Below are 26,992 nucleotides of genomic sequence, written 5' to 3'. Positions count from 1 at the left end.
TATTCATGCTGGTTATTTTTAGTCGCTACGTGAAATAGTGACACCTCTTGAAAACTAGTGTTATCTAAAGCTTATCTATAAGGAAATTACATGTCTACTCCCGCACATTTGTGGCTTGAAGATGAAAATAGCTCTCCGATTGTTGGCAGTTGTTTAATGCCACTGCGCTTGGGCTCTATCGAGTTAAAATCATTCTCCCACGGTGTAACTATTCCTGTTGATCCGAGCTGGGGAAAACTTACAGGTACGCGCGTTCACCGTCCTATTACGATAGTGAAGGAATTTGATCAGACAACACCACTCCTGTACCGCGCGGTCTGCGAAGGTCGAACTATGAAGAAGGCGACAATCAAGATGTACCGTATTCTGGAATCAGGCATTGAGGCCGAGTATTTCAATATCATTCTGGAAAATGTCAAGTTCACAACGGTCGCGCCATACCTGTCTCCTAACGGTATGAGTAGTACTCACCTTGAAACGCTCGAATTGCGTTATGAGGCGATCACTTGGAAGTACACGGAAGGAAATATTATCTATCGCGACACGTGGAATGATCGCGCCTGTGACTGATAACGACGGGCATCATAGGAGGCAATCAGCGCCGTCGCATAGTCGCCATGGGTGGCATGCAGCATCTGCGCCAGCACCGTACCTAATATGATCGGCCCCATGCCATACGAGGCCTGCTGCACCGTGGACAACAGCGCGCTGCCGGAACCGGCATGCGAGCGCGGGATATCGGATAAGCCGATACGGAAGAAACTGCTGACGATAAACGCCTGGCCGAAGCCGACCAGCATCGTCGCGGGCAGCAGGCCGAAAATCGTTGGCGTCGGCCACATTATCGCTAACGTCGCCATCAGTATCAGCAAACCACGCATAACAACTGCAACGCTATCTGGATGAATCTGAAACTTTCCGCCAGTTATGGCATCAGCGCTACGAGATTCAAGGCGTCAACGACAAATTAAAACGTTTCCTGCATCCGCAGTTGGGCATGATTTCGTTGCGACAGATTAACTGGTGGAGCGCGTCGAACAATGGCGATCGTATGCTGGTATATATGCCGAGCGAAGAGCAAGATAAACAGCTACTGGAAAAGTTGTCGCAGCTTGATTTTCCTGTCTGAACGAATGGATCCCCCGGCAGGTTATTTCTTTTTTATCAATGGAGATTAGCTCTATGTTTTCTTTAACCACGCCACGGTTGCTCATCCGTCCTTATACCGCCGATGATATTCCGCATATTGTGAACGCGACGCAGGAATCATTGGCAACCGTGGGCCGTTGGTTGTCCTGGTGCAGCCAGGAGTATGACGCCGCCAAATGCACGCAGTGGGTGATGCAAAGCCAGCGTCATATTCAGGCCGGAACCGCCTTTGACTTCGGCATATTTAATCAGACATCAGGCGAACTGGTCGGCGCTGTCAGCATCAATAATATTCAGCCAATCTATCAGATGGGCAATATCGGCTATTGGGTGCGGCAATCCGCGCAGCGGCAAGGGATCGCGCAGGAAGCGGCGGAAATCATCATTCGCTTCGGTTTCGGCCAACTGGGGCTAACCCGTCTGGAAATTGTGGCGGGAGAACATAACCGCCCCAGTCGCCGCATTGCGGAAAAGGTCGGCGCGCGCTTCGAGGGTATCGCCAGAAACCGGCTTATTGTCGGCGGACGTCCGATCGACGCCGCCATGTACTCTCTGATTCCCGCCGATATCGACAACAAGGATTAAGTTACAGCGTAACGTCGAAATCCGGCGTGAGGTTTCCTCTTCCGTCGTCATCGCGTCGGGCAAGCCTTTTGCCCGACGCGTTATACCGACGCTCTAGTCGTTTGATTCCTCTTCGTCGCCGGCGGCTTTTCGTCCGCCCAGGCCGTATTCCCGCAGCTTATTGGCAATTGCCGTGTGCGAGACGCCCAGCCGTTTCGCCAGTTTTCGCGTGCTGGGATAGGTTTGGTACAAGCGGATTAACACCGAACGTTCAAAACGCTTGCTGATATCGTCCAGCGATCCCTCCAGGAGTTCCTCGCTTTGCGGGATATCAACCGAAAACGCCGGCAATTCAATATCCCGCATCCGCAGTTCATGGCCTTCCAACTGCGTCAGCGCGCGATAGAGGGTATTTTTTAGCTGACGAATATTACCCGGCCAGCCGTATTGCGGCAGCGCGTGGCGCAAATCGGCGGTCAGTTTTGGCCGCGCAATGCCTTGCTCATCGGCAAAGCGCGCCACGAACAGTTCCGTCAGCGGCATGATGTCGGCCGGACGTTCACGCAACGGGGGCAGCGTCAGGGTCAGCACATTGAGGCGGTAATAGAGGTCTTCACGAAACTCGCCGCGTTGCACCATTTCCAGCAGATTTTTCTTCGTCGCGCAGATGACCCGGACATCGACATGGATTTCGTGATCTTCGCCGACCCGGCGAAACGTCCCGTCATTGAGAAAACGCAGCAGTTTGATCTGCATCTGCGCCGACATCTCGCCGACTTCATCGAGCAGCACCGACCCGCCGTTCGCCTGCTCGAAAAAGCCTTTTTTACCTTCCAGCGCGTTGGGATAGGCGCCCGGCGCGTATCCGTAAAGTTCGCTTTCCATGACGTCATCGGGCAATGCCGCGCAGTTCAACGCCAAAAACGGCTGCTTGCCGCGCGGGCCGCGCAAGTGACAGGCCTGGGCCAGCATGTCTTTACCGGTGCCGGTTTCCCCGACGATGAGCAACGGCGCATCCAGCATCGCCAGCTTACGCGCCTGTTCGACCACCTGGCGCATTTTAGGGCTGACCGCCACGATATGATCAAATGCGCCGTCGTCATTGACGGATAAATCCTGTAATTGCCGTCCCATCCGCGCTGCGGATTTCAACATAACCAGCGCGCCGGCCGGCGATTTTTTACCCTCATCGTCTTGCTGATGAATCGGCGTGATTTCCAGCAGGAAATCCTGTCCGTGGATCACCACGCGCTGCGTAACCGACTGGCTACCCTGCTCCTGCCAATCGGTGAAATTATATCCGGCGACCAGGTTTGAGATGGTCAGATTGCGCAGCTTTTCCGCCGTACTATCAAACAGACGGACAGCCGCGGGATTAGACAACTCAATCTTACCTTTCATGTCGAGGGATAACACCGCTTCCGGCATTGACTCCAATAGCGCGTTCAACGCCCGGTGTTCACGTTCCGAAGGCATAAAGGCCACGGTGCGAACATCGCTGACGCTTTTAATACGGCGAATTTCCGCCATCAATACACGAAAATCATCAAAATCCGGCGTAGCGAAATTAAGGTAAATCCGGCCGATAGGATCGATTTCTATGCCGCGCAAATCAATATTGCGTGACGCCAGAAGATCCAACAATTCGCGGGTCAGACCAATACGGTCTTCACAAAAAACTTCCAGACGCATCAATGACTACCTTCCTCAACTTATGCGACAGGGCAATAATTACCGATAATACCCTTTCATCCGCTTCGGATGAAGTAAAGTGTCAGCAAAAGTTGACAACCCGGCAAGCAGCGCACGCCCGGTGCGCCGCGTTTCCCAATGCGGTTGAAAAAAACATCACCAATAGGGCTTCCATGGCATGCACAATCGGGTCAGGGCCTCCACATAAAAATAATCTCCCCAGCTACTGCATTCATCCACGCCTTTATTGCTGGCCAGATGATAAACCGAGTGTTTCAGCACGCCGTCGCAGGGATCATGTTCCTGCGCCAGATAATGCCGGTTAAGCGACGTCATAATAAACAGCGCCCACTGTTCATAGACCGCCCGGTCAGGATCGGAAACCGGCAGTTGTTTCACCAATTCCAGCAAACCGCACACCGCGATGGCCGCCGATGAGCTGTCACGCAACGCCTCGGTGCCTAGCAGCGCCAGATCCCAATGACAGACGCCGTCTTCCGGCAAGCGGTTGAGAAAGTAATTGGCGAGACATTTTGCCAGTTCGACCATCTCTTTCTCGCCGGTATAACGATAGCTGAGCAAAAAGCCGTAAATTCCCCACGCCTGCCCGCGCGACCAACAGGAGTCGTCGGCATAGCCTTGCTGTGTATTGCCGAAGCGGGGTTTCCCGGTCGCGGTGTCCATATAGTAGGTATGATAAGTCGAGGCATCCGGCCGTATCAGGTAACGGGCGGCCTGATGGGCATGCGCCGTCGCGGCATCGGCAAAGCGTCTGTCGCCGGTTTGTTCCGAGGCCCAGTACAGGAGAGGAAGATTCATATTGCAGTCGATAATCATCCTTCCCGCCAGTTCGGGATCCTGTAGGTCGCCCCAGGCCTGGATAATCTGCGCCTTAGGGTGAAAACGTTCCAGCAACGCTTCCGCCGCCAGCAGGGAGAATCCGCGCGCTTCACGATCGCCGGTCAGCCGCCAGGCGCTCACGCAGGACAGGGTATACAAAAAGCCGAGATCGTGCGTTTCCGTATCCCGGCGCCCTGCGATCCTGGCGCCGAAAGAGCGGACATGCTTTTCCGCCAGATGACGATATTTTTCATCCCCCGTCATTTCCCATGCCAGCCAGAGTTGCCCCGTCCAGAAACTGGTCGTCCATTCAACATTTTCAGTCAGCGGATAGTAGCCGTCGGCGCCGGTTTCAGCGGGAAAACGCTCGCCGAAGCGCTGCATATTGCGGTCGATAATGCCAAGTACTCGCGCGCGTGCGCGATTCAGGTCGTTTTGTAAGGCAGTACGGTCAATCTCCGCGGATGTCGCGGTTTTCAGCGGCTCTTTAGTCACATCAACAGCCATGGGTTTCTCCCCTTTCACGTTGAATAAAATAGAGATTAATGTTTGAGCACCGGAGGCTTATCGATAACCTCATCCTGCTCCGGAAGCACCGCCGGATGACGTCGGCTATGACAGGCGGAAAGCGTGAATGCGGAAATCAGCGTAAAGACCAGCGCAATCGCGCCCATAATGATGTAGGTTCGCTCAAAACCGATGCGGTCGTAGAGGATGCCGGCCGGCGAGGAGATCACCACGTTGCCGACATAAATCATCGCCTGGTAGCCCAGCAGATACATGGTGGAATTGATCCGTTTATCAAAATGCTCGGCAATATATTTGAAGACGGAAACCAGCAGCATGGACTGCTCCAGGCCATAGAGGGGTTTAATGACCGAAATAATCAGGTGGCTGTCGCTTAATCCGGAGGCGATCAGGCGCGCGCCGACCAGTACGCCGACAAACAGCAGCCCTTTCTTGGCGCCGAAGTAATTAACAATAAAAGGGATCACCATATACATCAGAAATTCCAGCCCGGACTGAACGGTGCTGAGATAGCCGAATATGGCGTTCCCCTGCTCTCTGGTGCTGAAAAACGTCACAAAGAAACGTGAGAATTGCTGCTCGGCAATAAACATCATCCAGACGACGCCCGCCACATACAGACAGAAGGCCCAGAATTTACCGGTACGCACCAGCGCCACCACATCGGCAAATACAATTTTTTCCCTGGATAACACGGTAAGCGCCTGTTCGCTGGCGCTATCCACTTTCAGCGTGAGCAGCACCAGCAGCATAATGACGGACGCAATACTGCCGAGGATAAAGTTATAGGCGGGGGAAATATTAAACAGCACGCCGGAGAATGACGCGGCGATGGCCCAGCCGAGCGATCCCCACATCCGCACCTGACCGAACTCCAGACCGTTCATCCGGCTGTAGCGATCGGCATAGGACTCACAGGCGGCAACCCCGGCATACCAGGCAAAACTGAGATAGATGGCCCCGACAATAATCCCCAGCATGGTGTGGCTGAGCAGCAGCGGTTGATAAACATACACAAAAAACGGCGCCATCAATGCGGACATCACGACGATGAAATACAGCAAGGCTTTGCTCATGCCGATTTTATCCATGATGTAGCCGTATACCGGTTTTAAGATAACCGAGAAAATGCCATTAACGGCAAACACCGTTCCGATGACGGAACCGCTTAAGCCCGACTTTTCGCCCAGCCAGATGGCTAATAGCCCCACGCTCGCCGACCAGGTAAAAAAATAGAGGAATATAACCGCGCTCATCTTGTAATAACTTGCTTTATTTTCGGCAGTGATCATTTTTATATCCACCTGCAATAGGTTAGTGGTAAACCGACTCGGTCGGCGGCGCTCAGCGAATAGCGATATTTTTTTCCATCGACCTCTGACGCACGGTCAGCGCGGTAGCGGAAATGGCGATTTCCGGCGGCAGCGGCAAGCACGCCTCCTGCCGCGGCTGAGCCGCCACGGCGGCGCATAGCCAGTGAACGCCGGGGCTAAGTTGTGCGGTTAATATCGGGATTGCGGCGCATTCGGCGAACATGATGCTGCTGTTGGGGGGCGTAATAAGCTGGTCTGCGCGGCGTAAAACCGCCTGACTGAGGTCCGCTATCAGGCTAATGCCGTTTTCAGCCTGAATACGGCATTCCCGCGCGCCGGCGTTAATCCGGGTGCGTTGATTGGCCATCACCGCGAAGCCCCCTTCCACCGAATCCAGCGTCCGGGCGGTATCGATGCGGTGAACCCGAACATGCCAACCCTGACAGGGGATCAGCCAGGTCGAGATGCGTACGTCCGCCCACGGCGACCAGCGGGAGAAGATAAAATCATCATTGGTCATTACCTCGCTGCAATCGCGTCGTCCTCTGAAATAGTCGTCGCCGTCCGCCAATAACAACATGGAATCGCAGGCCGCATGCTTGATGCCGTAACGCCCCCGCTCCACGGTGAAGCCAAAATGACTGGAATACGCGAATTTGGTGTATTTCGCTTCGGTATTGACGTAGTTATTCAATTCAAGCTGGCCGGAAGTGAGCATATAAACATGCGCGGAATGTTCGTCCCGCACCAGAATTTGATCGGCCTCTTTGATCGTTCGCTGAAGATCTAAAGGCGGCAACGGCTGTTCATCGGCCTGCCAGAAAGGATGCGCCTCCGGCAATGCCAGAATCAGGAAAAGCTTAAATGCCCAGTAAGGCGATCCGGGCGAATTGTAATCTTCCGCCATCGCCAGATTCGGGTAGGCATAGCCAATGGTGAGAATGCCATCGCGATCAAAAATGGGCTGAGCCATCCACCAGCGCAGGTGGCGCAGGATCAGACCTTTCATTTCGCCGGCAGACAGTACCGCTAAATCGGCGAAGGCCGCCGCGCTCCAGAACGCGGCTTCGGCAAACCGATAAGTCAGGCTGCGGCCAAAGGGGACGGCCAGACCGTCGGTTGAAAACAGGTAAATAAAATCATCGGCGAAGGTGGCGGCGCGCGATCGTAACATCTGCGCCCGCTCAGGATCGTCGCTGCGCATCAGCGTGGCGTAAATCAAACCGTAGTAATGAAAAGCCATTGAAATATAATAATCTTTTGGCCGTCCAGGCCCATCCGAATACCATCCGTTTCCCAGATAGTAAGCTTCCATTTTGGCGAAACGCATCTCAATCGCCGCTTTATCCCAGGGCATTCCCGCCTGCTTAAACCCCAGTTGCACCATGATGGCAAAATAGTTCCAGTTGCTATCCGGCATTTCTGCCTGGCTGATTTGGTTAAGCCAGCGATAAAGATTTAACCGTTCCTGCTCGCTCAGTTGCCCGGTCAGACGATCTTTCATCAGGGATAATCCCAGGCCATAGACGGCCATTTCCACCAGCCGCTGATCGTAAGGTCCGGTTTCGCCCCAATACTCAGGATGTGACGGATCGGTGCCATGACGAATGGCCGTCAGGTATTTTTCCCAGTACGGACAAGGCTCCCCGGAAGACAGTAACGGAAATATGCCCCAGAGAATTCGGGATAATCCTTCCATTTTCGCGATTTCAGGACCGTAATGGGCGCAGGTCCGTCCGAAAAGGATGCCGCTTTCGCCATTGATAAAATAGTTATCAACCGCCGCCAGCATCGAATTTAATGAGTCAATGACGGACTGCCGTTGCGACCGGCAAGCCTGTGCATCACTATTTTCTTTACGCATAAGAATACCGTTGATTCGTATAGAATCTAAAAAAGGAAATAAATTTTTACGCTACGGAAATAGGATAACCGACGTAAAAAATACCTGTTTTTTTGCGCGATAATGACTAGTCCGAAAAGAGCTTAGCGGCTTTTTTTATCCATCAAATGTTAGCAATGTCACATAACGATATTCTGTCTGATTGACTGTCGGATGGAAAAAACAAATAGTGAATCAATTTAAAATAATTCGACAAAAAACTTCATTATATTGTCCTATGACGCTTTTCAACTCACCTGAACATCTTGAACTGATCTCGCTTTTTGATCGTTACATTTCATTCAGCCGACTTTATGCGAATTCGGTGCGTTATCATCACTGGCATCAGTGTCTGGAAATGCTGTTCGTTGAGGAAGGGTATGGAATTATTATTGTTGACAATCAACAATATACTATGAAGCCGGGGCGACTTTTCGTTTTCCCGCCGTTTAAGCTGCACAAGGTTATGGTGGAAGATAGCCAGCGCGATCGTTATCGACGGACCATTATCCATCTGGACAATGTCGTGCTATATAACTTTTTGCATGATTTCCCGCAAAAACGTGCGCAGTTGCAGCAGCTCTGTCATTCGGATAGCCGCGCCTCGGTCTACGAACTGGCGGATATCGGCAGCGTACTGGATACCCTGTTCTCCCGCTTTAGCCGCATGGGCGCAGACGGTAATTATTCACTGGAAGAGATTGCCTGCCTGATGTTGCAAATCCTCACACTGTTGCCGTCCCAAGCGGTCAATAAGGACATCATCGACGACAGTATCTCGGCGCAAGTCATGCAATGGATTGAAGAACATTATACGGAAAAATTTAGTCTGGAAACGCTGACAGGCTCTTTAAATTTATCCAGAAGTTATGTTTCCCGGCGTTTTAAACAACAAACCGGAGAAATGATTCATGAATATCTGCTGACCAGAAGAATAAAAGCCGCCAGTGAATTATTACGCCACAGTAATAAATCGATTGACGAAATTTCACATCAGGCCGGCTTTTCCGATAGCCCCTATTTTATTACCTGCTTTAAGAAAATGATCGGCCATACCCCTTTGCAATACCGGAAACATTACGCCGAAAATAATCGTCCAGAGAACGGAAAATAACCGCGTCGGCAAAGTTTCGCCCGCGGCGATACCGACTGAAGCACTCCCTCAATCCCACGGCAACGCCATGCTCCCATTGCAGGCGAATAACCCTGCTCCGGCTTTATAAAACGACGCATAACCTATGCCGGTTTTTGTATTTGTCAGCCCAACGGGCAATTCATAGAATCGCGCTTAATGTCGTTCAGCCGTTTTTTCCGCGAACGGCGAAATAACAACAACAACCAAACAATGTCGTGCGCCGTTATCGCGCGCGTTATTCCACTGAATATCTTTGTCATCAAGGTCATTCCTACCAGGGGCGTTAAGCATGAATCAAAAAAACCTTGCCATTACTTTCGGCGCGCTGGCCGTCGCGATTAACGTTATCGCCGGCAGCGTCGTCGACCATTTGAAAATTCCTTTCCTGTTTCTTGATACGATCGGCACCATGTTTATCGCCGCGCTATTCGGGCCGCTGTGGGGAGGGCTGGTCGGGCTGCTGACCAATCTGGTGCTGGGCGTGACAACCAGCTATACCGCTATTCCTTTTGCGCTGGTCAATATTCTCGTCGGCGTGGTTGTCGGCTACAGCGCGCGGAAAAAAGGTTTTCAACTTTCATCCGCGCTGTTTTCCGGCATTCTGCTCGGCTTCCTATGCCCCGCAGTGGGGACGGTCATCGCCATCGGCCTGTTCGGCGGCCTCACCGGCGGACTGCACGATGTCGCCGTACTGTGGCTGAAACAAGCCGGTTCCAGTTTGTTCACCGCGGCGTTTCTGCCCCGTCTGGCGGAAAACCTGGTGGATAAAATCCTCTCGGCGCTGCTGGTTTATTATGTAGTGAAAAACCTGCCGCCGTCGTTGCTCAGACGTCCCGTCTCACCGGTTAAGGATCAGCCTCGTGCAACGCAGTAGAACGGTGATCGTCACTTCCCACTGCGTCATCAACCAGAATGCCGTGGTGGGCAGTCTGGCGCGCAGCCGCGGTATGATGAAATCGGCCGTGGATTGGATGTATGAACAGGGCTACGGCATTATTCAGCTTCCCTGCCCGGAGTTTACCTTTCTCGGCCCGACGCGCCCGCCGATGACCGTGGCGGGATACGACACCCCCGAGTTCCGGGCTCATAGCCGTAAAATCCTGTCGCCGGTAATTGAGCAACTGAAGGTTTATCAGGATAACGGTTATGCCATCGCCGGCGGGTTGGCGATTGCCGGCAGCCCCTCCTGCGATCCGGGTCAGGGCGTGTTTATGCAGGAGTTCCAGACGCTGATTAGCGAAGCCGGAATACGCCTCGATTTCTTCTGGCAAATTCCGAAAACCGCAGACGGCGTGTTCAATCCGGCCATCGCGGATAGCGTTTACGGGCCGGTCGACCCTCGTTCCCGCCATGCCGGGCAAAGGCTTATCGCCCGTCTGACGCCGCAAGATGAGTCCCTATGATTGACGTTCAGGATGTCGTTTTTCACTATTATGGCGAGCCGCAGGCCGCGCTGTCGCAAACTTCGCTGGCGATTCATCCCGGCGAGTTCGTCGCCTTGCTCGGCCGCAACGGCTCAGGAAAATCGTCGCTGGCCAGGTTACTGAACGGGATCGAACTGCCGACGCAGGGACAGGTGACCGTCGACGGTCATTCCACCGCGGATCGCGAGGCGATCCCCGCTATCCGCCGCGCCGTGCAGATTGTTTTTCAGAACCCGGAAAACCAGCAGGTGGGCATCACCGTGGGCGAGGATATCGCTTTCGGCCTGTCGAATATCGGCTGGCCCCAGCCGGAGATCGCCGGCCGGATTGCCTGGGCTATCCGGCTGACGGGTCTGGATGTGGAGGAGGATCGGCCGGTGTCGCAGCTTTCCGGCGGCGAGAAACAGAAACTGGCTTTGGCCGCCATCCTGGCGCTGGCGCCGCGCTATCTGATTCTGGACGAGGCGACGTCGATGCTCGATCCGGTGGCGAGACGCCAGTTTGTCGCCACGCTGCATGAAGTGAGAAAACAGACGCCTTTTGCGCTGATTTATATCACCCATCACCTTGAGGAAGTGCTGGATGCCGACCGCTGGCTGCTGTTCGAACAGGGACAATTGCTGGCCGACGCGCCGCCGTCGGCGCTGCAAACGCAGCTCGCGCTGTTGCAGACCTGCGGGCTGGAACTGCCCTACTATCTCCATCTCGCCGCCTTGCTGCGACAGCGCGGGCTGTCGGCGCCGCCTGATATGAACGAGCGGCAACTGTCGGGGCTATTATGAAAATCACGTTAAACGATGTCGCCTTCGGCTATGGCAAACGGCGCAGAAATAAACTCATGAGCGGCGCTCCCGTACTGGAGCATATTTCGCTGACCATTGAGCAGGGAGAAATGCTGGCGCTGGCCGGTCAGTCCGGATCGGGAAAATCGACATTATTGCAGTTGCTGAAAGGTTTTATGCCGCCCAGCGCCGGACAGATCCTGCTGGGGGACGTCGATCCCCACGCCGGGCGCCGAACGGAATATTTCGACCGTATCGGGTTTATCTTCCAGTATCCCGAACACCAGTTATTCGCCTCGACGGTGTTCGATGATATCGCCTTTGGATTACGGCATTTGCGCCTTGATGAACAGGTAAAAGCCGAGAAGGTGCGCCAGGCGATGGAAGCCGTCCAACTGGATTACGCGGCGTTCAGTCGACGCAGCCCGTTCGAGCTGAGCGGCGGGGAAAAACGCCGGGTGGCTATTGCAGGCGTCGTCGTGCTGGAGCCGGAAGTACTGATTCTCGATGAGCCCACCGCCGGTTTGGATCTGCAATCGCGCAGCGCGTTGTTTCAATTGCTGCATCGCCTCAATCGGGATGAGAATCTGACGGTGATCTGGGTCAGCCATCAGTTGGAGGAAATAGCCCGGCATGCCGAACGGCTGCTATGCATTAAAAACGGCACGATCCAGGCTGACGGCTCGCCGGACGCGCTGTTCGCCGATCCCCGATTGCGCCGGACTTTCGGCTGGGAGGAGCCGCCCGCGCTGATTGTCGCCCGGATGCTACGGGAGGCCGGGCATCCGTCGGCGGGCTGGTTGACGCCCGAGCAGGCGGCGGAGGCCATCATCCGGCTGCGCAGCCGCAACGTGCGCCGCGAAAACCTCGTACAGGAGCCGTAATGTCGAACGCCTACAGTTTGCTTTATCAGCAGCAATCCTCCTGGCTGGATCGGCGGGATCCGCGCATGAAGATTATCGCCGTTCTGCTGGCCGGTACGGCGCTGCTGCTCACGCAACATCCGGGAATTAAGACGCTCCAGATCCTGCTGTTGCTCACGCTATGGGGGATCGCCAGACTCCCCTGGAAAATGCTGTTGCTGACGCTGTTGTCTTTGTCGATGTTCTTTGTGTCCACCATGATTTATCAGGCCATGCTGACGCCGCTGCCGGGCGAAGAACTGGTGACATGGGGCGGGATCACGTTTTCCTCGCCGGGCGCGTGGCGCGGCGTGATGATGTGCGAACAGATAGCCGGTATCGTGCTGCTGCTGGCGCTGCTGGTCAGAACAACGGCCCCGGTGCAACTGGCGGAAGGGTTGGAAATATTGCTCGGCGGTCTGAAGAAGTGGCGCTTTCCGGTACACGAGGCGGTGATGATGTTCTCGATCGCCCTACGCTTCCTGCCCGGATTGCTGGAAGAGTTCGATAAAATCCGCAAGGCGCAGCTGGCGCGGGGCGGCGGGTTTCACCGTAAAAATCTGTTTATCCGTTTTCAGGGCGTTTTTCCGATGCTGATGCCCTTGTTTGTCACCTCGATCCTGCGGGCGAAAGATCTGGCCGTCGCCATGGAGTCACGCGGCTATCGGGGCGACGAAGGCCGCACGCCGATAAGAATTTATCGCTTTAATCGCGGCGATTATGCGCTGCTGGCGTGCGCGGCGCTGGAATTGCTGGCGGCGATCGTCTGGCGCTGATCTTTGCCGTCAGCGCTTTTATGATTCACCCCCCAGCGCCGGATAGCCGCTATTTTGTTTTTTGCAGCGTGGCCTTCACCTGCCCGATGAGTTCACGACGGAAATCGCCCAGACGCGGTTTGTCGTCCAGCCAGGGCAGCGGCCGGCACAGCTCCATGGCTTTTATACCCAGGCGGGCGGTCAGCAAGCCGGCGCCGATCCCCTGCGCGGCGCGCGCCGACAGTCTGGCCGCCAGATCCTGCGACATCCAGTCCATGCCGATCTCCCGCACCAGTTCGGATGCGCCGGCGAAAGCGATATTCAGCAGCACCAGCCGGAAAAGGCGGATACGGCTGAAATAACCCAGTTCGATGCCGTAGAGCGATGCGATACGGTTGATCAAGCGCAGGTTTCGCCAGGCGATAAAGGCCATATCGACCAGCGCCAGCGGACTCACCGCAATCATCAGGGTTGATTCGGCCGCGGAACGGCTGATTTCCCGCCGCGCCTGGCTATCCAGCACCGGCTGAACCAGACGGGCGTACAGCTCAATCACTTCGCGGTCATTGTGCGTTTCGTGCAATGACGCCTGCCAGCGCTGCAACGCGGGGTGTCCGTTATCAAATCCCGCCTGGCGCGCCAGTTTTTCGCAAAACTCGCGCCCGCGGCCGATACCGTGGCTATGCAGCAGATCGCGGGCGACATCCCGTTCTTCCGCGCGCTGGCGCAGACGGTAAAGGCGCCGCCACTCAACGGCGATCGATCCCACGCCGGCGGCGACAATCAGGCCGCCGGCCGCAATGCCGCCGAGCGCGATCCAGTCCTGCTGAACCCAGGAAGAATGCAGCGATTGCACGCCCTGCGCGATGGCGCTGACGCCGAACAGCGCCACGCCGGCCATCACCATGCGCCGCCACAGGCTGCGTTTCGGACGCAAAGCCACGCTGACCGCCTCTTCCGCCGCCCCTTCTTCCGGCACTTCCTGCTCGCGGCTGACCGGCGCGAAATGTTGCGCATCCTGTTCGTCAAACGCTACGCCGGCGCGCAACTGCGGCTGAGGCTCCGCCGGCGAGGCCTGATCAAAAGTCATACGCGGTTTCAGTGGTTCGTTCATCGCAATTTATCTCCCAATAAAAACTCCATTACCGAATCCAGACGGATATGGGGCAACGGGGTGTCCACCGTCATTTCCCGCGGACGAAACTGATCAAAATGAAAGCCCTGATCCTGCCAGAATGCGGCGCTGGGCAGTCGGGCGGGAACGTCGCCGGGATAAATGGTCAAAGGCTGACCATCGCTCAGGCGGTTGCCCTTCAGCGCCGGAATTTTCTGCCCCTGATGATCAACCAGGCCGCTTTGCGTCGACTGAACCGAAGCAATGCCGGCGCAGTCCATGCTGATGCCTTCAAAAGCGGCATTCTGCCAGGCCTCCTGCACCAACTGCTGAAGCAGCGACACCAGATTGGCATGTTGATCGGCGGTAATGTGATCCGATTTGCTGGCGGCGAACATCAGCTTGTCGATGCAGGGCGAAAACAAGCGGCGGAACAGCGTGCGCTTGCCGTAATGAAAACTTTGCATCAATTGGGTTAACGCCAGCCGCATATCATTGAAGGCATGCAGACCGCTGTTCAGCGGTTGCAGGCAATCCACCAGGACGATCTGGCGATCGAATCGGATGAAATGATGTTTATAGAATCCTTTCACCACCGACTGACAATAATAATCAAAACGCTGTCTCAGCATGCCGATATTGGTTTTGACGTCCGCCTGCGCCAGTTTGGCTTCCCCTAATTTATCCACCTGCGGCCACGGGAAAAATTGCAACACCGGCGCGCCGGCCAGATCGCCCGGCAGGACAAAACGCCCAGGCTGAATGAAGTGCAATCCTTCCTGCTTGCAGCGAATCAGATAGTCGGTATAAGCCTGCGCAATCGCCGCCAGTTGATTTTCATCCGCCGGCGCCAGCGGATCGAGCGATTCGCACAGCGTCAGCCAGGGTTTGGCCCACTCGGCGCGATCCCCTTGCAGCAGCCCCGCCATCTGGCGCGACCAGCCCAGATAGTTCTGTTCAAGCAGCGGCAAATCCAGCAGCCATTCTCCCGGGTAATCCACAATTTCCAGATACAGCGTGGAGGTATCTTTAAAATGGCGCAGCAGCGAATCATTAGAGCGATAGCGCAGCGCCAGACGGATTTCGCTGACGCCGCGCGTCGGCGTCGGCCAACTGGGCGGCGTGCCGTATAACGCCGCCATGCCTTCATCATAGGCAAAGCGGGGAATGCCGAGATCGCGTTGCGGCACGCGTTTCGCGCCCAGCAAGCGCCCTTCGCGCACGGCGGAGAACAGCGGTAAATGCGCGCCGCTGTGTACATTGAGCAACTGATTGACGAATGCCGTAATAAACGCGGTTTTTCCGCTGCGGCTTAACCCGGTGACCGCCAGCCGCAGATGGCGATCCACGCTGCGGTTAACCAGTGAATTAATCTCATTTTGTAATCGCTTCATTGGATAAACCATGACCCCTTTTTTGGTTTTATTCGGCGGTTGGCCGCTGTTTAGGCGGCAATGGCGCAAAATAGCCGACAATCAAGATAAGGATCGCCACGCCGATAAAGGCTACCGCGCGCGCCAGACCGCCGCCCCCGGCGCTATCCACCAGAAACAGTTTGCCGATGGTGATCGCCAGCAATAGCGCCCCGGCTAACCAACCGCCTCTGAGCTGTCGGCGCGTCGACCATACCATGCAGACCAGCGCCGACAGCGTCCACAACAGCGCGAAGCTGGTTTGCGCCAGACGAGAATCCCACAGCGCGTCGCCCGACCACGGGATCGGCCCATACCAGGCCAGCGACCTGAGCAGCACGCCGTTCAGCAACCAGAAATTCAATAGCCACAGCGCCAAACGGCATCGCGCCCGCAGAACGCTATCCGGCGCGGACGCGGCCGGCATGCGGCGCTGCCAGAGGATCAGCGCGGCTACGCTAAGCGCCATGCCGGCCTCCAATGGATTAATCAGCGGCAGATAAAATGCGTTGCCCGCGGCCCCGGCAATCTGTCCGTCCAGCAGATTGGCGGCGGCCAATAGCGTAAACAGCACCGCGACCAGCGGCGTCAGACCGATCCGGTTATACAACGGAGTCCAGACGGTCAGCGGCCACAAGCGGTGACGCGCCGGCTGCGCCAGCGCGATGATGATGACCGACAGCAGCGCAAACGTCAGCACCGGCCGCCCTTCTTCCACCGAGGCCGGGATTAACGGATACAGATACTGCGACGCCAGCAAAAACAGAAAACCGACCAGCAGCCAGAATAGCGAAAGGTGAAATCCCTGCGTCAGCCGTAACGGCAACGTTTTTTCATGGCGATAAAGCAGCCAGTAGGCGATTGCGAAACTGACCAGCCAGCTTCCCAGCGCGATAAACTGTCCGCCGAAATTCAGTTGCAGGAACGACGGATAATCGACATCGATAATTTGCTGTGACAGCGCCAGGGCGATGGCGCCCCACAGCAACCAACAGCCGTGACGCAGCGCCGCCCAGTCGAGACGTTTCCCCACGGCGTGCCAGACGAGCGCGGAAGCCGCGACGCTCAGCAGCGCCAGCGGCGTATACAGCAACGAATGTAACTGCCAGGCCGTCAGCGCGCGGTCGACCGCATACAGCAGCCAGGCTAGCCAGCTAACGATACCCAGAATAAAAAATCCCTGGCTCAGCGCGCGCCAGTGCGTTTCCACCTGACGATGGCGTAGCCAGCACAGGCTGGCGCACAGCGCGGCGATCGCCATAATGCCGGCGATGAACAAAAATGACGAGGTCGACAGCGTCTCGAAAAACAGCGCATACCCGGCGGACAGTACCCCCAGCAGCATAATGGCCGCGCCGCTCCAGCCCATACGCCGCTGCTGTTGGTACAGCCCGGCCCACAATACGCACAATCCTTCCAACAGCCAGGTCATTGACGTCCATTGGGCGGAAAAGGCCAACGGCACCGCCAGCGTCAGAAAGCACGCGCCCAACGCCAGCGAGAACAATCCCATGCGCGGCGTTCCGGCCCGGCGATGCGCGCCCAACGCCAGATAAAACAGCCCGTAACCCAGCGCCGACAGCGCCGGGCCATAGGTCCAGCGTTGCGTGATCAGATATTGAATGCCGAAACCGAGCAACGGCGGCGCAAATAGCAAAATGCCATCGACAATCTGCTTGCCCGCCTGCTGCTGACGCAGGGAAAACAGCAGCGCGCCCACGCCGAAGATCAGAATATTGACGATCAGAAATAGCTGACTGCTGAGGTAGTCATCCGGCTGATAATGACCCGCGCCCCAGAGCATCGCCACGCCGAAGGTAAAAATCAGCCCCAGCAGATTTAGCTCTCGCCAGGACTGACGCGCGCTGATGGCCAGAATGCCCAGCGACAGCAGCAGATAATAGGAAAACAGCACGACATGGCTTCCGTCGCCTGCCGATAACAGGAGCGGCGCCAGATAACCGCCGGCGCTGGCCAACATGGCCAGACTTAATGAGCGCTGTACTACCGCCAGCCCGACGCTGGCGGCGCAAATCACTAACAGCAGCGCGAAAGCCGACGTATAGTGCAGCAGCAGATAAAGACGAAATGCGCCGAAGACCGTGATATACAGCGCCCCGACCGCTCCGCCCTGTAATATCAGGGCATATAGCCGTTGTCGATGACGCAGGCGCCAGCCAAACGCCAACAAACCGCCGCTGATTAACGCCGCGATCCCAAGCCGCCATTCAAGCGCCAGCATATCGCGCTCGATGGTGTATTTCATCAAATACGCCAGGCCGAAAAACAGCAGCAAAATACCAATCTTAGCCAACGGATTGCCGCGCCACAGCCAGCCGGCCAGAGCAGCAATCACGCCGGAATGCGATTCGACATCACGAGTCGGCGCATCGTCGGCCTGCGCCGCCGCCACGGCGGCGACAGGCTGAATGTCGCTGCGCTCGGCGATGATCGCAGGGTTTTCAGGCGCTTTCGTCATCCGCTGCATCGGCGGCCGGGTCATCGCCATCGCCGATTTCACCAGCGCCGCCGCCTTCGCCTGCGCATCTTCCGCGCCTTTGACTGCGGCAGACGGCTGGCTCAACTGCGTCACCCGCGCCGAGACGCGGGTCAGTTCGGCACGCAGTTGGGCGACGGTTTGTTCCAGTCGCTCGGTTTGCCGCTGGTTATGCGTACCGCGCCTGTATGCCGCCGCCACGATGATCGGCATCAAGATGACGTAGAGCAGCACAATAACCAGGCCGATCGCAAACCATGAATCATCCATGAAGCACCTTCTTAAATGAGTTGAAACGAATGATGCGGTTGTACACGAATTTAGGATAGCCCACAATCCGGCGTCGCCGCCGATGTTGCAGGCAAGATAAGATACGACGCGATATTATCGTCTGACATTCGGCCCGTTGGACAAGCGGATAATATCGACGTCGTCATATTCAAGACGCCATGGCGCCGTCGGCCATGAGCGAGTATTAAAGCTGGCGAAAGCGATTCTCTACGCCAAACGTATCGGAGGTGACGTAACGTTCGATATTGCGCAAACGCTGTTCGCTGGCGCTCAACGTGGCATCGGCCTCATTCAGCAGTTGGTTCGGCGTCCGGGATGGCGTCTCGTCATTGAAACTGCCCGCCGGCGCCGGATCCAGCACAAAAGTCAGGACGATATACGCCACGATGGTAAAGAAAAACAGGCCGAAAAACAGCGACAGCACCGCAATCACGCGCAGCAATTTAACCGGCACGTCGAAGTAGCGGGCCAGCCCGGCGCAGACGCCTTTCAACATCCCCTCTTCCGGTATGCGATATAAGGTTTTACCTGACCATGTATTTTTCATTGTGATTTTCTCCAGTCCGGATGTTCCGCGTCCAGAATTTCTTCAAGCGCCTGAATACGTTCACGCATGCGGCGGGACTCTTCCGTCAGCTTCGTTAAACGCTGCATGTCGCCTTGTCCCAGTTGAGCATTGTTTTGCTTACGCTGACTGTAGTGCAGCCAAAGCCATATCGGCGCCACAAAAATCAGAAAAATGGTCAGCGGTATGGCAAGAAACAAAGCACTCATCGTGTCTCCTTAATTATTATGTTGCCGGGTCGCCCGTCACCCTTCGCGTCGCCGACGATATTCGCCGACGGCATGAAAGCGACGGACAAGGTATGGCTGCCGCCGACCTCGACGACAGCCCGCCCGGTTATTCTGCTGGTTTTACTTTAGCTTTAAGCGCCGCCAGTTGCGCGCTGATTTCATCATCCGCTTTCAATTCGGCGAATTGCTGATCCAGCGATTTTTGCTTACCCAGCCCTACGCTTTCCGTTTCCGCTTCAATAGTATCGATGCGGCGTTCGAACTGTTCAAAACGCGCCAGCGCTTCGTCCAGCTTACCGCTGTCCAACTGACGACGCACATCGCGTGACGAGGATGCCGCCTGGTGGCGCAGCGTCAGCGTTTGCTGACGGGCGCGAGTTTCGCTCAGTTTATTTTCCAGCTCGCCGATTTCGCGCTTCATCCGCTCCAGCGTTTCTTCCACGCTTTCCGCTTCGTGCTGCAACACCGCGATCAGATCCGTCAGCTTCTGTTTTTCAATCAGCGCGGCGCGGGCCAGATCGTCTTTATCCTTACGCAGCGCCAGCTCGGCCTTTTCCTGCCATTGCGCCTGTTGCGTGTGGGCTTGTTCGATGCGGCGGGCGATTTGTTTCTTTTCCGCCAGCGCGCGAGCCGAGGTGGAACGCACCTCAACCAGCGTATCTTCCATTTCCTGAATCATCAGCCGCACCAGCTTCTGCGGATCTTCGGCTTTATCCAGCAAGGCGTTAATGTTGGCGTTCACGATGTCGGCAAAACGAGAAAAAATACCCATAATCACATCCTCTTAATGATTTCCGGCGTCTGATGACGCCTGATTTTATTCTCACCCCGCGGTCAACCGTCAGTGGTGATATGGCAAACTTAAGTCGCACAGAGTCTTTCAAGAAGCGTGCCAATTTTTATCTGTTCATAACGTGTTGAAAAATATGGGATGGAAAGTTTTGACTATTTTTCAATACCCGATAGATTAGTCAAATAAACCAACTGTTGGTAAAAATCACACGGTGGATGCTCATGGCGCAGGAAAAAGAGAATCTCTTAGGCGAAGCAAACAGTTTTCTTGAAGTGCTGGAACAGGTTTCGCAATTGGCGCAGCTCAATAAGCCGGTGCTGGTCATTGGCGAACGCGGCACCGGTAAAGAGCTAATCGCCAGCCGTCTCCACTATCTCTCGCCCCGTTGGCAAGGCCCTTTTATTTCGCTCAACTGCGCCGCGCTGAATGAGAATCTGCTGGACTCGGAACTGTTCGGTCATGAAGCGGGCGCCTTTACCGGCGCGCAGAAACGCCATCTGGGTCGTTTTGAACGCGCCGACGGCGGCACGCTGTTTCTCGATGAACTGGCCACTGCGCCTATGCTGGTACAGGAAAAGCTGCTGCGCGTGATTGAATATGGCGTACTGGAACGCGTCGGCGGCGGTCAATCGTTACAGGTGGACGTCCGGCTGGTGTGCGCCACCAATGACGACCTGCCCGCGCTGGCGGCCAGCGGAAAGTTCAGGGTCGATCTTTTGGACAGGCTGGCGTTTGATGTCGTCCAGCTACCGCCTTTGCGTGAACGTCAGCAAGACATCATGTTACTGGCTGAACATTTCGCCATTCAGATGTGCCGTGAGCTGCATCTTCCCCTGTTTCCCGGCTTCACCCCGCATGCGCGCGACACGCTGCTCGCCTACCCCTGGCCGGGCAATATCCGCGAACTAAAGAACGTGGTTGAACGTTCGGTTTATCGGCACGGCGGCAGCGAACTGCCGCTGGACAGCATTATTATCAATCCCTTTCGCAAAAAGACGCCGCTGAGCGAGGATCACGCGCCGTCGGCGCTGACGGGCGATATACCTGATTTCCCATTGGATATGAAACAGTGGCAGCGCGTTCAGGAACAGACGCTGCTGGAACAGGCGCTGGCCAAAGCGCGCTTCAATCAGCGTAAAGCGGCGGAATTGCTGGGACTCACCTATCATCAGCTACGCGGTTTGTTGAAAAAACATGACATCAGCGTGAATGAATAAGCTGAAAGGCATCCAGGGGCTATCCCTGATTGTTAACCTTTCTTTTGTACAAGATGGCCTAATAGAAGCGAAGCTACCAAATGCGACATTTGGCATTTATCATTAATGGCCAACTCTAAACTAAACACAGCCGAGCCAATTCCGGCTGTGTTCTCTCGACTAATCATGTCATTCGATTATGTGAAGTTGTATACAACCTGCACAATAACGGTTTTCTCGCCATTCAAAGTATCAATATAAACGGACTCTTGAGGGTCACTACTGCGCCAACACACGGACTCAAAGTCACACTTATCCTGCTTGTATCCTATAGAAGTTAGGTAGTCTTCAATTTTACTGGTCTCTTTTGCATCGTAAAATTTAACGGCGTACACATGTGCTGCAGGCCCGGTGATATTGGCAAAATCAAACGAATAGTGGGCTGAAATTCGCGGCATTTTTTTCAATATATCAGGGGTATAAAATTCATATTCCCGTTTATCCTGTTCGGTATAATGAGCGCTCCCGGCAAACTCCATTTTAACGTAGGGCCAGGTACAAAAGAGCGCAATGGCAACAACGATAATTATACCGCTGAGTATCTTAAGTGACTTACGCATAGGGTAATACTCCCCCTTTAGCTCTATCTATATATGAACCATCGGCGCTGGCGATACCAACAATCCCTGAACGAAAGTCACTCCATGGCATGACTGTCTTCATAAAACCAGGCAGAACGCCTTTACGAGGCCTGGCGTTGGAGAATTTCTCAGGGTCGGGGAATAAAAGTGGTAAAAAGGAATCATTTTTCCAGAAACCAATCTTCCCGTAATAATCCCATCTTTTCAGCGCCTCCGCTTTACTGACTGGGCACAGCATTTCAAAGGGATTTTGGATGGAGACAACACGGTAAAACCCCAGCAAGTCCGACACCAGATCTTCTCCGCTGAAGCCACTGTCTGTAACTCTATTGATTGGGAATGACGCCTGCAGACCTTCAAATTTCCGAGCCAACGACATCATCATTGCCAACGCAATGCTTTTTCGTTCACAATACGAACGACCGCGTTTAATACGCCAGGTAATAAATTTCCCCATTTTTATGATTCTGGTCGGATCAATCATAGACTGCGAATAGGTAACGTTGTAGTACTCCTTTCCTGACGATTCTCCGGAGTCAATACTTTGCAACAGAGTTTTTATATCATTACCTTGAGCATGGCCGAGATCAATCCACCCGAGGACTTCAGTATAAATAAGACCGTATTTAAGATGACTTTGGCGACCATCGATAATGTCGTTTCTTTGACTCATCCTTAATCTCCTTTCCTTTTTAATTTCTATAAAAAATTAACTACCTTATTTCCATAGAATTTTACATCTTGGGTTCACATCTCTCTGTCTGCCTTTAACGAAAACGTTAGAAGATGAAACGCCTAATTTGCTGAACTGACTGCTTTAGTGTTAATGAATAATCTGAAAGGCATCCAGGGGTTACCCCTGATTGTTATTTTTTACGTTTCGCGTAGCTTCATAATCAGACTGTCGGCAATTACAGCGACTATAACGGCCTTGTGTAACGAACTATTATTGGGAATAGCTACACAGCCACCCCGATTACGGTAAATTTTGTTACCAGAGAACGCTATAAACGTCCCTATTCCGTATATAATTAACGGCGAAAAATCGGCGTTATTAACAATAAAACGCCCACGTAATGACATTGATATTCCTTTGTTTTTTCTACGCTTATCCGATGATACTCATTTATATTTACCATGTAAACGACGGCCTTTGGCAAGGCGGCGGACTTTCTGGGACTCGCCTATCATCAGCTACGCGGTTTGCTGAAAAAACATGACATCAACGTGAATGAATAAGTTGTACGAACTCAATTGGATATTCAAATGATGCAACCCCTGTTATCAGAACGATTAATTCTGCGCCAGTGGCAAGCGGCCGATCGCGCCCCCTTCGCCGCGATTGGCGCCGATCCGCAGGCGATGGAATTTCTTCTGCCGCTACCGACGCCAGACGACAGCAACGGATGGATTGATCGGCAAATCGCGCATCAGGCGACCCACGGCTTTTGCTTTTGGGCGCTGGAGGATAAAACCACCGGCGATTTTATCGGAGCGACGGGCCTTGTCCGTGTCGGCTATGAAGCGCACTTCTCGCCCGCCGTCGAGATAGGCTGGCGCATTGCCCGTCCATACTGGGGAAAAGGATATGCGCCGGAGGCCGCGCGTGCCGCGCTGGCATTCGGCTTTCAGCAATTGAAGCTGGATGAAATCGTCGCCACCACCGTCGCCGCCAATGTGAACTCACGCCGCGTCATGAGCAAGCTGGGCATGACGCATGATGCCGCCGACGATTTCGACTATCCACGGGTGCCGGACGGACATCCGCTTAAATCGATAATGTTATATCGGCTGTCGCGCGAGCGGTGGATGAAGAGTTAGCGTCGATATTTAACGTCGCCGCCTTGCGCCAACAGGATACGGTCGTCAGGGCGATCGACGGAGAAATACGGAAATCAAGTGAAGGATCAGGCGGCTCTCGCAGCCTGATCCCGGTTGATGATGGAAAGAATAAACTGCGGCGCCTAAGGCTCAATTCCCCATATCAACGCGCCTTTATGATACACGGTCACCTTATCCCAGTCGGTAAAGGTGGCGATGTCTTTCTGGTAGGAATAATCATTGGTTTCGTCATAGCGGCTCCAGTCGGCCGGGTGAATACGCACCTGCACTTCGCCGCTCTCCGCGCCGGGTGGAATTTCCCCGGCTTCGCCGCTGAAAGAGACTTCCACATAGCGATTAGCCCGCTCGCCGCCGTCGGGCAACGCCGCCGTGGCGACGATAACCTGGTCCGCGCCGATATCGGCCCAATCGACATAGCGTTGATCGACTGATTTACCATCGTCATTGAAATAATAACGCACCTTCAGATCGGTCAGATTGATTGCGGCGTCGCCGGTATTTTTGATCTTGAACGCCAGATGAATGGCGTTATCGGCCGGGTCGCTGTTTCTATTGATATATTGCAGCGTTACCTGCGCGTCGCCGTTTTCCGGCTCGGTCGGCATCGCGTCGTCCTCGCCGAGCAGCCGCTTTCTGACGAATTTTCCCGAGGTGGTCAGATCGGCATCCGTCCAGCCCCCGATTGCGCTCGCCCCCGGTACCAATGCAGACGACATCTCCGCCTTGTCCGCCAGCGACCAGTTAACCCAACTGATGCCGCGTTCGTTGAGAAAATCAAGCCAAACCCGCGATTCCGCCAGAAAAGGGCCTTTATCGCCCGCCGCCTCGCTGGTTCCCCATTCGCTGACAAAGACAGGAACGCCCCGATTCAGGGCATCATCGAGCCGTTCGCGTAACGACAGCTTATGCGTGCCGGCATAGAAGTGCAGGACATACATGGTGTTTCGATCCGGCAGCGGATTGTCGGCGGCATCCTGTATATTCTGGCTCCAGTTGCCGGTGCCGACCAGAATGATGTTATCGGCATCTTTCGCCCGTATAGTCTGCGTCAACGCCAGCGCGTAAGGGCGAATCCGTTCGTTCCAGGTGACGTCGCCGTTCGGTTCATTGGCGATTTCATAAATCACATTCGGCGAATTGCCGTACAATTCGGCCATTTCGTTGAAAAAGGCCTGCGCCTGCGTTTTATATTTGTTCGGATCGCCATCCGACAAAATATGCCAGTCGATAATAACGTAAAGACCGAGACTCTGCGCCGCCTCCACCGCTTCTTTCACCTTGCCGGCCACCGACGGGTCGCTAATATAACCGTCCTCCTCCGTATACATCGCCAGCCGGAATACCGAGATCCCCCAGTCGTCGCGCAGCCATTTCATCGCATCCTTATTGACGAATTTACCGTACCATTGCAAACCGTGTGAGCTCATTCCCCGCAGTTGCACCGGCTTGCCGTGCGCATCAACCAACTTGCCGTTGGCGATGGATAATTGTCCGTGAGTCTGTACCGGTGTTTCCGTCTTCGCCGGTAATGCCCAGGCAAAGCCGCACAGCGCCACGACCAGTAGCGCCGACAGCTTGCCGCCGACATTTTTTTTGACGCGTTCCATCCGCATACTTCCTTCTCCTTTGTGGTCATACCCGTAACTAGCGGTATATATAAAGACAAATAGCGCCATCAGGCGCCGCGCATAGGCCGCGGCAAATCGCCTTCGCCGGCAAACACGCTATGTCAGGATAGGAAACAAGGTCGAAAAAACCTATAGGATGAAAGCTAAAAGGACGAAAAGCGGCGAATACGCCGCTTATCCGCAAGATTATATCGCCGTTATCGACGCCGCTTTTATTTTTTCGCCGCGCGATGGATAAAGAACGGCAACGTTTCCTCATCCACGCGCGGCGTAAAGGTTACGCTATCGGCGCGAGACGCCCACACCGACGACAGTTGCACCACCGGAATAATATCGTAGTTCTCCAGCGTCGAGGTCATCGCCTGCTGGAACAGTTGGCTGCGCTGGTCGTTGTCCAGCGTACGCATGGCGGCGGCGATCAACTCATCGCTCTTCGGGTTGGAAACGTGCGAGACGTTGAAAGCCCCCAGGCCTTTGCTTTTGTCATTGGTGTGCGCAATCGACGACAGCGTATAACCCGCCTCACCGCTGACCGAACCCCAGCCGGCCATGGTCATAATATAGTCGCCGCGCGTACGCGCGGGAACAAACACGGTACGCGACAGCGCGTTAACCTGCGTATCGATGCCGATGCGGGCAAACATCTGCCCCAGCGCCGTGCAGGTTGCGCCATCGCCGGGGAAACGGTCGCTGGTGCAGTGCAGCGGGAGTTTGAAGCCGTCGGGATAACCCGCATCCGCCAGTAGCTGACGCGCCCTGGCGACGTTGTACTCAAGTTTCGGCGGCGTGGGCAGCGCGCCGAAGAATTTATCATCAATCAACTGATAGGCCGGCTTGGCGAAGCCTTCCAGCGCGCGTTCGGCAATCGCCGTACGATCGATGGCCAGCGACAGCGCCTGACGCACCTGCGGTTTGCTCAGCGGGTTGACGTCCAGCGGCTTGCCGGACTTGTCCGTAACCAGATTGCTCTGCGCGCGCTGATCCGGGTAAAGCAGGAATACATAGATCGACTGCCCCTGTACGACGCTGACATCACGGTTACGGCGCATTTTCTCCACATCGGAGAACGGGACATAGTTCACCACATCCACCCGTTTGGACAGCAGCGCGGCCACGCGGGCGGCATCGTTGGAAATTTCGGTGAAAGAGACTTTGTCCCAATCCGCTTTTCCGCCCCAGTAGTCGTCGTTACGTGTGACGTCAAAACCGGTTCTGGCTTTAAAACCGGCGAATTTGAACGGCCCGGTGCCAATCGCCGCTTTGCCGCTGTTGAAATCCTCCACCGTCGCGTTGCCAATCGAATGCGGCAGGATGCTGACCCGCGCCAGATCCTGCGGCAGCGCGGGATTCGGCACGCTGGTCGTGACCTGTACCGTTAACGGCCCGGTCACCTCGACATGGGTGATATTGCGGGTATTAATCACCAACCCGCCGTCGGGGCCGGCGGCGCCCGGCACGCGATCCAGCGAGAATTTCACATCTTCCGCCGTCAGCGGTTCGCCGTTATGGAATTTGACGTTAGGACGAATGGCGAATTCCCACGTGGTGTCATTAATGGGTTTCCAACTTTCCGCCAGCCCCGGCGCAATTTGCAGATTTTCATCAAACGTGACCAGCGCTTCATAAATATTTTTCACGGCGGCGATTTGATGCCCCAGCGCCATATAGTGCGGATCCATCGCTTCCGGGCCGGCGCGCACGCCGATTTTCAGATCTTGCGCCTGCGCGCCGCCGACGGCGAGGGAGACAGCCAGCGATAACGCGCTAATCAATGTCCTGGATTTCACAGCTACCATAATGCCTACTCCTAAATGAAG

The 26,992-nt window shown here is 55.0% G+C and carries 25 protein-coding genes and 1 pseudogene; 11 read left to right on the top strand and 15 right to left on the bottom strand.

Annotation, left to right across the window (positions count from 1 at the left end):
* Positions 1 to 90: 90 nt before the first annotated feature.
* Entirely contained in the window at positions 91 to 570 is a 480-nt protein-coding gene (locus ABRZ26_RS00675; RefSeq protein WP_319602337.1) for an Hcp family type VI secretion system effector, read from the top strand.
* Positions 571 to 587: 17 nt separating this feature from the next.
* Here ABRZ26_RS00675 and ABRZ26_RS00670 read toward each other — a convergent pair.
* Positions 588 to 887, bottom strand: a pseudogene (locus ABRZ26_RS00670) (MFS transporter); the annotation flags it as partial.
* Here ABRZ26_RS00670 and ABRZ26_RS00665 point away from each other — a divergent pair.
* Together ABRZ26_RS00665 and ABRZ26_RS00660 are read left to right on the top strand one after the other, a co-directional pair.
* Entirely contained in the window at positions 887 to 1,129 is a 243-nt protein-coding gene (locus ABRZ26_RS00665) for an MmyB family transcriptional regulator (RefSeq protein ID WP_349830373.1), read from the top strand. The pseudogene ABRZ26_RS00670 and the gene ABRZ26_RS00665 sit on opposite strands and share 1 nt — an antisense overlap.
* A 53-nt stretch (positions 1,130 to 1,182) precedes the next feature.
* A complete protein-coding gene (locus ABRZ26_RS00660; RefSeq protein WP_319602335.1) occupies positions 1,183 to 1,734 on the top strand; it encodes a GNAT family N-acetyltransferase in 552 nt (183 codons plus the stop codon).
* Positions 1,735 to 1,827: 93 nt separating this feature from the next.
* On the opposite strand, the gene tyrR is transcribed toward ABRZ26_RS00660, so the two are convergent.
* From tyrR to ABRZ26_RS00640, 4 genes are all read right to left on the bottom strand, one after another.
* The gene (gene tyrR, locus ABRZ26_RS00655; protein WP_319602334.1) at positions 1,828 to 3,405 is read right to left on the bottom strand and encodes a transcriptional regulator TyrR; all 1,578 of its coding nucleotides are present in this window, start codon (positions 3,403 to 3,405) and stop codon (positions 1,828 to 1,830) included.
* Positions 3,406 to 3,561: 156 nt separating this feature from the next.
* Entirely contained in the window at positions 3,562 to 4,752 is a 1,191-nt protein-coding gene (locus ABRZ26_RS00650; RefSeq protein ID WP_319602333.1) for a glycoside hydrolase family 88 protein, read from the bottom strand.
* Between the two features lie 35 nt (positions 4,753 to 4,787).
* Positions 4,788 to 6,071 carry an oligosaccharide MFS transporter gene (locus ABRZ26_RS00645; RefSeq protein WP_319602915.1) on the bottom strand — a complete coding sequence of 428 codons (1,284 nt, stop codon included), beginning with the start codon at positions 6,069 to 6,071 and terminating at the stop codon, positions 4,788 to 4,790.
* Positions 6,072 to 6,117: 46 nt separating this feature from the next.
* Positions 6,118 to 7,950 carry a DUF2264 domain-containing protein gene (locus ABRZ26_RS00640; RefSeq protein ID WP_319602332.1) on the bottom strand — a complete coding sequence of 611 codons (1,833 nt, stop codon included), beginning with the start codon at positions 7,948 to 7,950 and terminating at the stop codon, positions 6,118 to 6,120.
* 256 nt (positions 7,951 to 8,206) lie between these two features.
* Here ABRZ26_RS00640 and ABRZ26_RS00635 point away from each other — a divergent pair, with 256 nt between their 5' ends.
* The 6 genes from ABRZ26_RS00635 to ABRZ26_RS00610 all read left to right on the top strand — a co-directional run bounded on the left by ABRZ26_RS00635 (position 8,207) and on the right by ABRZ26_RS00610 (position 12,987).
* Positions 8,207 to 9,082 carry a helix-turn-helix domain-containing protein gene (locus tag ABRZ26_RS00635; RefSeq protein WP_319602331.1) on the top strand — a complete coding sequence of 292 codons (876 nt, stop codon included), beginning with the start codon at positions 8,207 to 8,209 and terminating at the stop codon, positions 9,080 to 9,082.
* 310 nt (positions 9,083 to 9,392) lie between these two features.
* Positions 9,393 to 9,977: a CD3073 family putative ECF transporter S component gene (locus tag ABRZ26_RS00630; protein ID WP_319602330.1), complete on the top strand. Its 585-nt coding sequence runs from the start codon at positions 9,393 to 9,395 to the stop codon at positions 9,975 to 9,977.
* A complete protein-coding gene (locus tag ABRZ26_RS00625) occupies positions 9,964 to 10,506 on the top strand; it encodes a CD3072 family TudS-related putative desulfidase (protein WP_319602329.1) in 543 nt (180 codons plus the stop codon). Before ABRZ26_RS00630 ends, ABRZ26_RS00625 begins: the two co-directional genes overlap by 14 nt.
* Entirely contained in the window at positions 10,503 to 11,309 is an 807-nt protein-coding gene (locus ABRZ26_RS00620) for an ATP-binding cassette domain-containing protein (protein WP_319602328.1), read from the top strand. Before ABRZ26_RS00625 ends, ABRZ26_RS00620 begins: the two co-directional genes overlap by 4 nt.
* Positions 11,306 to 12,193: an ATP-binding cassette domain-containing protein gene (locus tag ABRZ26_RS00615; RefSeq protein WP_319602327.1), complete on the top strand. Its 888-nt coding sequence runs from the start codon at positions 11,306 to 11,308 to the stop codon at positions 12,191 to 12,193. Before ABRZ26_RS00620 ends, ABRZ26_RS00615 begins: the two co-directional genes overlap by 4 nt.
* Entirely contained in the window at positions 12,193 to 12,987 is a 795-nt protein-coding gene (locus ABRZ26_RS00610) for an energy-coupling factor transporter transmembrane component T family protein (protein WP_319602326.1), read from the top strand. Before ABRZ26_RS00615 ends, ABRZ26_RS00610 begins: the two co-directional genes overlap by 1 nt.
* Before the next feature lie 49 nt (positions 12,988 to 13,036).
* Here the strand turns inward: ABRZ26_RS00610 and ABRZ26_RS00605 are convergent, their stop codons facing one another.
* From ABRZ26_RS00605 to pspA, 6 genes are all read right to left on the bottom strand, one after another.
* On the bottom strand, positions 13,037 to 14,080 hold the full coding sequence (locus ABRZ26_RS00605) for a TIGR01620 family protein (RefSeq protein ID WP_319602325.1): 1,044 nt from the start codon (positions 14,078 to 14,080) through the stop codon (positions 13,037 to 13,039).
* Positions 14,077 to 15,474 carry a YcjX family GTP-binding protein gene (locus tag ABRZ26_RS00600; RefSeq protein WP_319602324.1) on the bottom strand — a complete coding sequence of 466 codons (1,398 nt, stop codon included), beginning with the start codon at positions 15,472 to 15,474 and terminating at the stop codon, positions 14,077 to 14,079. The genes ABRZ26_RS00605 and ABRZ26_RS00600 overlap by 4 nt, the downstream gene beginning before the upstream one ends.
* A 28-nt stretch (positions 15,475 to 15,502) precedes the next feature.
* Complete coding sequence (locus tag ABRZ26_RS00595) at positions 15,503 to 18,259, bottom strand: DUF2339 domain-containing protein (protein ID WP_319602323.1); 2,757 nt, start codon at positions 18,257 to 18,259, stop codon at positions 15,503 to 15,505.
* A 205-nt stretch (positions 18,260 to 18,464) separates the two neighbouring features.
* Entirely contained in the window at positions 18,465 to 18,827 is a 363-nt protein-coding gene (pspC, locus tag ABRZ26_RS00590) for an envelope stress response membrane protein PspC (RefSeq protein WP_319602322.1), read from the bottom strand.
* Positions 18,824 to 19,054, bottom strand: coding sequence for an envelope stress response membrane protein PspB (gene pspB / locus ABRZ26_RS00585; RefSeq protein WP_319602321.1), 231 nt, complete (start codon positions 19,052 to 19,054; stop codon positions 18,824 to 18,826). The genes pspC and pspB overlap by 4 nt, the downstream gene beginning before the upstream one ends.
* Positions 19,055 to 19,181: 127 nt before the next feature.
* Entirely contained in the window at positions 19,182 to 19,847 is a 666-nt protein-coding gene (gene pspA / locus ABRZ26_RS00580; protein ID WP_319602320.1) for a phage shock protein PspA, read from the bottom strand.
* A 242-nt stretch (positions 19,848 to 20,089) separates the two neighbouring features.
* On the opposite strand from pspA, the gene pspF reads away from it, so the two are divergent.
* The gene (gene pspF, locus ABRZ26_RS00575; RefSeq protein WP_319602319.1) at positions 20,090 to 21,085 is read left to right on the top strand and encodes a phage shock protein operon transcriptional activator; all 996 of its coding nucleotides are present in this window, start codon (positions 20,090 to 20,092) and stop codon (positions 21,083 to 21,085) included.
* 176 nt (positions 21,086 to 21,261) lie between these two features.
* Here pspF and ABRZ26_RS00570 read toward each other — a convergent pair whose 3' ends face one another.
* Together ABRZ26_RS00570 and ABRZ26_RS00565 are read right to left on the bottom strand one after the other, a co-directional pair.
* Positions 21,262 to 21,684 carry a hypothetical protein gene (locus ABRZ26_RS00570; RefSeq protein WP_319602318.1) on the bottom strand — a complete coding sequence of 141 codons (423 nt, stop codon included), beginning with the start codon at positions 21,682 to 21,684 and terminating at the stop codon, positions 21,262 to 21,264.
* On the bottom strand, positions 21,677 to 22,378 hold the full coding sequence (locus ABRZ26_RS00565) for a hypothetical protein (RefSeq protein WP_319602317.1): 702 nt from the start codon (positions 22,376 to 22,378) through the stop codon (positions 21,677 to 21,679). The genes ABRZ26_RS00570 and ABRZ26_RS00565 overlap by 8 nt, the downstream gene beginning before the upstream one ends.
* Positions 22,379 to 22,971: 593 nt before the next feature.
* Here ABRZ26_RS00565 and ABRZ26_RS00555 point away from each other — a divergent pair.
* On the top strand, positions 22,972 to 23,526 hold the full coding sequence (locus ABRZ26_RS00555) for a GNAT family N-acetyltransferase (protein ID WP_319602316.1): 555 nt from the start codon (positions 22,972 to 22,974) through the stop codon (positions 23,524 to 23,526).
* A 143-nt stretch (positions 23,527 to 23,669) separates the two neighbouring features.
* Here ABRZ26_RS00555 and ABRZ26_RS00550 read toward each other — a convergent pair whose 3' ends face one another.
* Both ABRZ26_RS00550 and ABRZ26_RS00545 read right to left on the bottom strand, forming a co-directional pair.
* Positions 23,670 to 25,154 (bottom strand): cellulase family glycosylhydrolase, encoded by a 1,485-nt coding sequence (locus tag ABRZ26_RS00550; RefSeq protein ID WP_319602315.1) that lies wholly within the window; start codon positions 25,152 to 25,154, stop codon positions 23,670 to 23,672.
* 233 nt (positions 25,155 to 25,387) lie between these two features.
* Positions 25,388 to 26,971, bottom strand: a complete 1,584-nt coding sequence (locus tag ABRZ26_RS00545) for an ABC transporter substrate-binding protein (protein ID WP_319602314.1) — start codon at positions 26,969 to 26,971, stop codon at positions 25,388 to 25,390.
* Between the last annotated feature and the right edge of the window lie 21 nt (positions 26,972 to 26,992).

This window comes from Brenneria sp. L4-2C (assembly GCF_040240335.1).
Lineage (GTDB): Bacteria > Pseudomonadota > Gammaproteobacteria > Enterobacterales > Enterobacteriaceae > Brenneria.
The sequence above is the reverse complement of the archived record's forward strand: the minus strand, read 5'-3'. Positions and strand labels throughout refer to the sequence as shown.